Consider the following 4,787-nt stretch of genomic DNA (forward strand, 5'->3'; position numbering starts at 1 on the left):
TTTTTCTGCTTGGAGATTTCTTAGTTCCTTTAGCAACATATCCTGTCCAACACTTCTGCTTATATGCCATTTTTAGAATGTTGTTGTTTCAAAAGTAAGAACAACCTCCATTTCAGCATTACTTGTTGGAATTACCCCTGCTGCTTCTACTCCTGATACGTTAATAATTGTTCCAGCTGCATAACTAATGTTTGTTACTGCACTTTTAAATGGAAAACTACCATTATCTCCAGCTGTTAAATTAAGACCTGCGATAATTGTACCAGCACCTGCATAGTTTCCAGTTAATAATGTCGATCCACTTGTAGTTGTCATAGGTCTAACTTGTATTTCATACAATGCGTCTGCTGGAATTCCTGTTACAGCTGTAGCAGATGTCCATTTATAGCTTACTCCAATTAATTTAGCAGCTACTGGTAAAATTAATACAGATGAATGGTCGTTTGCTGGTGCTGAAGAAATTCCAAACTCTAACGTATCTCCAAAAATTCCTGGGCTTCCTCCAAACATGTTTTGAAGTGTCCCTGTAACTGTATATACTGAGCCTCTTTTTGTTTTAATTTCTACTGAATTAGCAGTACCTGGTGCTAAATCAGTTAATACTATGTTATCTCCTGCAACAAGCGTTACATTATCTACAACACCATTGTTATCTGTTAATGTTATTGCATAATCATCTGTACCGCTAACTGCTCCTGTTAAGTCATATCTTAAACCTACTTTTTCGGATGCAATTTGAACATTTTCTGTTCCTGTATATCCTACCAAGAAATCTACATCCGCTTGGTCTGTTTTTAATTCAAATTGTGAAAATTTTATATTTGCCATTTTTATTTATTTTATGCACATAATTCTGGAATCATTCTACTATCTCCAATTACTGTTTCTTGTTCGCAAAAATCATCAAGCTCTGTTATTATAAAACAGATTTCTGGTATATCTTCGTTTCTTTTGTCTTGAAACGGTATTCCGTTTCCTATAGCTGCTCCTAATCCCATTATTTACCTCCTGTATTACCTTTGTTTTTTCTACCTGCTCCTTTTTTACCTCTAGCTCTCTTGTCTCCAGCTGTGTTAGACTTGCTTCCTCTGTTTTTAGATTGAGCTTCTAATACAATACGACCTCCTTTGTGAGAAACATCTAACTTATCTCCATTACCATAAGTCCCTTTTTCTCTATTCTCCCTATTATCTGCAACTCTTTTCTTTATTGAAGATCTTTTTTTATTGTATTTAGCCTGATAATCACGATGTTTTTTTCTTGCATCAGGGTTATCTCGGTAAAATTTAGCAGTTCTGCTTAACGCCATAATAATATTTGTATATTGCAAAGATACAAATTTAATTAAATGAAAATTAGAACAGAAATTAGAAAACGTTATGTTCAACAAACACCTAAACATGATTTTTTAAAATACTGGAAAGTGGTAAGGCAATGGGCTAAATCTAAATATGGATTAGGTGTTGCCGATATTGAAATGATGTTGTTTATATATAGCGAAGGATTATTTACCAAAAAAGATTTTGAAGAATATAATGAAATTATGTCTTGGGATAGAAATCGTTTTCACAATCTACTTAAAGAAAAATGGATTGTTGTATGGAGAAAAAGAAAAGGAAAAGAAGCTACACTATACGAGCTTGGATATGCTGGTAAGCACATGTGTGCTGCAATTTATAAAAAATTAAACATGGAAGAAACTGTATCCGAAGATAGAAGAGCTAATCCCATATTTGATTCTAATACAAATTACTCTCAAAAAGTTTATCGTAAGATAATTAAAAAAATGAATCAAGAGATAAAAAAGAAACTATAATACTATTACAATATCTCTCTCAGATATAATTGTAACCATCTCTTCATTTAACATCATTTTGTGACCTGCATTCTTATCATAGAATACAACGTCATCTTTTTTAACAACACTTACATCTGTACCTGGAACAACTATAATTCCTTTTTTGTATCTTAGTTGATTGCTATCGTCTGAAGTTAGTAATATTCCTGACTCAGTTTTGTGCTGTTCAATTATTTCTGTAATTACAATGTACTTACCTACTGCTTTCATATTATTTGATTTTTGCATCCATAACCATTCTTTGTTAATCACTTTAAATTTTCCATTAAAATTTTTTTAACATTTACGTAAACTGAATTTGCAGATTGAACAGAGATTTCTCCTTCTTTAAATAATTTTCCTGCAAAACTGTCTGCTATTTTATCAGCTTTTCTTTCTATTAATACATTTTCCATATTTATTTTCTTTTCATTGTTACTATTGCATTCGTACTTAATATTGTTGTCGCTACACTTACTGCATTCTTTAATGCATTCTTTGTAACCTTAGCAGGATCTATAACACCCATCTTATACATATCCCCAAACACTTTGTTTTGAACATCATATCCAAAATTGTAAGGAACATTTGCACAAGAACATATCTTATCTCTTATTTCTTTTATGTTTTCACCTGCATTAGTAAGTATTTGTTCTAATGGTGATATCAAAGCTCCATACATAACATCATTAGCATTCCCATCCGCTAACAGTTCAGCACAACGCAACAAAGCTAACCCTCCACCTGGAAGTATCCCTTCCTCAATCGCAGACTTAACAGCACATACCGAATCCTCTACTCGATCATATTTCTCTTTCTGCTCTATATCAGAATCAGCTCCTACATAAATTATTCCTACAGCTCCAGATAATAAAGCAATTCTTTCAGAAATAAAATCTCTTTCTCTTTTGTCTGAATTGTTTTCCTTCTGAACCTTTAATTCTTCAATTCTAGCTACAGCCTCTTTACTACTCGAATCATTATTCATAATTACTGTAGAATTCTGACCTACAATAATTTTGTCTGCATGACCTAAGTCCTCCATAGACAACATCCCAATATTATCGCCCTGTGACTCGCTGAAATATTTTGCCCCTATAGCCAACGCAATATCACTCATCAATTCATTTGTCTTGTATCCAAAAGATGGAGGAATAATATTGCATAGCTTTAGGTTATTTTGAATAACATTCGCTGCCAAAGTATTTGTTACATTACCTGAACAGTTTCCTATAATTAAAAGCTTCTTGTTTTGATTTATTATTGGCTTTAATATATTTTCAATCTGAAGTATATTAGTAATCTCCATGTCTGTCATTAAAACATAAACATCATCTAAAATACATTCATCGTTTCTGTGATTATTAATAAACAGCTTTGAAGAATATCCTCTGTCAATCTTAATTCCTTTAGTTACCTCGTAGTATGTTTTGTCTGTCTTGCTGTTTTCAACCGTAAGTACTCCGTCTTTACCTAATTCCTTATAAGCACTAGCAATCATTTTTCCTATTACATTATCATTGTTAGCAGAAATACTAGCAACATGCTGTAACGTTTTACCTGTAACTTTTTTTGAAGATAAATCTAACTCCCTGATTACATTCTCAGAAACAACTTTAATATCTCGAATTAACTGTGTAGTATTAATCTCTGGATTACGCTGTATTAATTGCATACCCTCTTTTACAATAGCCTCAGTTAATACAATCGCAGTTGTTGTTCCATCTCCTGCAGAAGTAGCAGTTCTATCAGCAGCCTCCTTCATCATAGTAATCGCCAAGTTCTCTACAGCATCCTCTAAGTCAATCGACTTAGCAACCGTAACCCCATCCTTAGTAATGGTAATTCCTCCTGTATGATTCTGTGATTCAATTAGTACTGTCTTGCCAAGTGGCCCTAATGTACTTTTTACTGCTCTGGAAATTGTAGTGATTCCGCTTAATAATTTGTCTCTCCCCTCCTGATCGAAGGATAATTCTTTTGGATTCATATTTTCATTTAATTAGATTACTGCAAATATACAATAATAATATAACATGTCGCATGTCGATTTTATTTCTCCCTATATATATATATTTTTTATATTAATATATTTTTTCTTTCCCCTTTTAATTTATTAAATAATCTACATAATCGACACAAATTTAATTAAAACAAATCACAGTAAGAGTTTAACTAAAACCAAAAACGACACTAAATCGACATAAAATCGACATATCACCACAAAAAAAAAGGGCAAACATAAGTTATACCCTTCTTCCTGAGAAACACAAATCTAATTGTGGGAAAATTATTTATATATACTGAAGAAATTTTTCTTAGCCTCAGCTAATTCAATTCCATCTGCAATCATACTAATCTTCTTAGCACGATGTTTAGCATTTTTAAAACTTGCTAGTTTTTTAATACCCATTTCGTAATAGTCACCATGCCCATCAAGCTCATGCTTGTTACGACTCGACATATACTCTTTCATTATTGGTCTTTTACTATCCATATTATTGCCATTTAAAATGTAAACTTATTATTCCTAAATAAAGTACGAACTCTCCATAATCATAATCTTCATCTTTATTAAAAAGACTCCAACCTATAGCAATTCCTATAGAAAGTCTGTTCTGTAATTCTAATTCCCAATTCTCCATTAGGCAAATATACAAAATATATATTACTTATATAGAGGCTCTGGGTAATAATATAATATACGACAGCTACTGATCATAGGAAGTGATTTTTAAAATCGATGGGGGGGTGCAATTAAAACCATTTTTTTAGTCTCACTTTTTTTTAGCTTTTATACACCACCACCACCACCACAGGCAACCACATGCCACACCACCACACCCACCACACCGCCAACGAAAATAATCTTTGCGCCTTGCTTACTTATGTTATATATAGAAACAATATGAACCTTAATTTGTTTTTTACATAAACATAAATACAAGGT

The 4,787-nt window shown here is 32.3% G+C and carries 9 protein-coding genes; 1 reads left to right on the forward strand and 8 read right to left on the reverse strand.

The genetic code is table 11. The annotated features are described in order from the left end of the window. Positions 1 to 72: 72 nt before the first annotated feature. Genes QNK89_RS11295 through QNK89_RS11305 form a run of 3 tightly spaced genes read right to left on the reverse strand, consistent with a single transcriptional unit; the run spans position 73 to position 1,309 of the window. Complete coding sequence (locus QNK89_RS11295; RefSeq protein WP_340171262.1) at positions 73 to 828, reverse strand: hypothetical protein; 756 nt, start codon at positions 826 to 828, stop codon at positions 73 to 75. A gap of 11 nt (positions 829 to 839) precedes the next feature. Further along, positions 840 to 998 (reverse strand): hypothetical protein, encoded by a 159-nt coding sequence (locus QNK89_RS11300; protein WP_340171264.1) that lies wholly within the window; start codon positions 996 to 998, stop codon positions 840 to 842. Next, positions 998 to 1,309, reverse strand: a complete 312-nt coding sequence (locus QNK89_RS11305; protein ID WP_340171266.1) for a hypothetical protein — start codon at positions 1,307 to 1,309, stop codon at positions 998 to 1,000. The genes QNK89_RS11300 and QNK89_RS11305 overlap by 1 nt, the downstream gene beginning before the upstream one ends. Positions 1,310 to 1,348: 39 nt before the next feature. Here QNK89_RS11305 and QNK89_RS11310 point away from each other — a divergent pair, with 39 nt between their 5' ends. Beyond that, positions 1,349 to 1,816, forward strand: coding sequence for a hypothetical protein (locus tag QNK89_RS11310; protein ID WP_340171268.1), 468 nt, complete (start codon positions 1,349 to 1,351; stop codon positions 1,814 to 1,816). Here QNK89_RS11310 and QNK89_RS11315 read toward each other — a convergent pair. The 5 genes from QNK89_RS11315 to QNK89_RS11335 all read right to left on the reverse strand — a co-directional run bounded on the left by QNK89_RS11315 (position 1,811) and on the right by QNK89_RS11335 (position 4,482). Continuing rightward, positions 1,811 to 2,068 carry a hypothetical protein gene (locus QNK89_RS11315; protein ID WP_340171270.1) on the reverse strand — a complete coding sequence of 86 codons (258 nt, stop codon included), beginning with the start codon at positions 2,066 to 2,068 and terminating at the stop codon, positions 1,811 to 1,813. The genes QNK89_RS11310 and QNK89_RS11315 overlap by 6 nt on opposite strands. A gap of 38 nt (positions 2,069 to 2,106) precedes the next feature. Further along, complete coding sequence (locus QNK89_RS11320) at positions 2,107 to 2,253, reverse strand: hypothetical protein (protein WP_340171272.1); 147 nt, start codon at positions 2,251 to 2,253, stop codon at positions 2,107 to 2,109. A 2-nt stretch (positions 2,254 to 2,255) separates the two neighbouring features. Next, positions 2,256 to 3,827 carry a chaperonin GroEL gene (gene groEL / locus QNK89_RS11325; RefSeq protein ID WP_340171274.1) on the reverse strand — a complete coding sequence of 524 codons (1,572 nt, stop codon included), beginning with the start codon at positions 3,825 to 3,827 and terminating at the stop codon, positions 2,256 to 2,258. A gap of 300 nt (positions 3,828 to 4,127) precedes the next feature. Then, complete coding sequence (locus QNK89_RS11330; RefSeq protein WP_340171276.1) at positions 4,128 to 4,334, reverse strand: hypothetical protein; 207 nt, start codon at positions 4,332 to 4,334, stop codon at positions 4,128 to 4,130. A 1-nt stretch (position 4,335) separates the two neighbouring features. After that, positions 4,336 to 4,482: a hypothetical protein gene (locus QNK89_RS11335; protein ID WP_340171278.1), complete on the reverse strand. Its 147-nt coding sequence runs from the start codon at positions 4,480 to 4,482 to the stop codon at positions 4,336 to 4,338. Between the last annotated feature and the right edge of the window lie 305 nt (positions 4,483 to 4,787).

Origin of the sequence: Lacinutrix sp. (assembly GCF_037625555.1) — a bacterium.
Taxonomy (GTDB): Bacteria; Bacteroidota; Bacteroidia; order Flavobacteriales; family Flavobacteriaceae; genus Lacinutrix.